This is a genomic window from Streptococcus sp. HSISS2 (genome assembly GCF_000448665.1).
Taxonomy (GTDB): domain Bacteria; phylum Bacillota; class Bacilli; order Lactobacillales; family Streptococcaceae; genus Streptococcus; species Streptococcus raffinosi.
Genome location: NZ_CM002133.1, coordinates 1,730,500 through 1,731,733 on the forward strand (window position 1 = coordinate 1,730,500; position 1,234 = coordinate 1,731,733).

Below are 1,234 nucleotides of genomic sequence, written 5' to 3' on the forward strand. Positions count from 1 at the left end.
CTTTGTCACCTTCTGTTGTTGTGTCGACCGGTGTCTTGAATTCGAACTTAGTTCCTTCTGGAAGATCACCAACATTGCCGATTGAATCTTGTGCTTTTGGTGTTTCACCAACATTAACCGTTTGGTCCTTAGGTGTTGGTGTGTTCTTATCGGCGTCTGTACGTGGATCAACCACTTTAACTGTTACAGGGACTTCATCGATTGAACCATCTGGGTAGGTCACTACAACTGTTGTTCCTTTATCGCCCGGTGTTGTTGTATCCACTGGAGTCTTGAATTCAAACTTCGTACCACTTGGAAGGTCACCTACATTGCCAATGGAATCCTTAGCGTTTGGTGTCTCACCAACATTAACCGTTTGGTCCTTAGGTGTTGGTGTGTTCTTATCGGCGTCTGTACGAGGATCTACAACCTTGATAGTGACTGGAACTTCATCAATTGAACCATCTGGATAAGTCACAACGACGGTTGTTCCTTTATCTCCCGGAGTTGTTGTATCCACTGGAGTCTTAAATTCAAATTTAGTTCCTTCTGGAAGATCACCAACATTGCCAATTGAGTTCTTAGCATCTGGTGTTTCACCAACGTTAACCGTTTGGTCCTTAGGCGTTGGCGTATTCTTATCTGCGTCCGTACGTGGATCAACTACAGTAACCTTAACTGGGACTTCGTCCTTAGAGCCATCTGGGTAAGTCACAACTACAGTAGCGTCTTTCTCACCTACAGTTGTTGTATCAACTGGTGTCTTGTACTCAAAGGTTGTGCCGCTTGGTAGGTCGGAAACATTGCCGATTGAACCTTTAGCATCTGGTGTTTCGCCGATGTTAACTGTTTGATCCTTAGCTGTTGGTGTGTTCTTATCCGCATCCGTACGTGGGTCTACTACTGTCACTTTAACTGGGACTTCATCCTTAGAGCCATCTGGGTATGTTACGACAACAGTAGCGTCTTTTTCACCAGCTGTTGTTGTATCTACTGGTGTCTTGTATTCAAAGGTTGTTCCACTTGGTAGGTCTGAGACATTGCCAATTGAACCTTTAGCGTCTGGTGTTTCGCCTACGTTAACGGTTTGATCTTTAGCAGTCGGTGTGTTCTTATCCGCATCCGTACGTGGATCTTTAACAGTTACCTTAACTGGTACTTCGTCTTTAGAACCATCTGGATAAGTCACAACGACGGTTGTTCCTTTATCACCTGGGGTAGTTGTATCTACTGGTGTCTTGTACTCAAATGA

The 1,234-nt window shown here is 44.5% G+C and carries 1 protein-coding gene; it reads right to left on the reverse strand.

Features of this window, described 5'->3' with window-relative positions:
• On the reverse strand, positions 1–1,234 hold a 1,234-nt coding region (locus HSISS2_RS07520), incomplete at both ends, for a Rib/alpha-like domain-containing protein (RefSeq protein ID WP_276201965.1).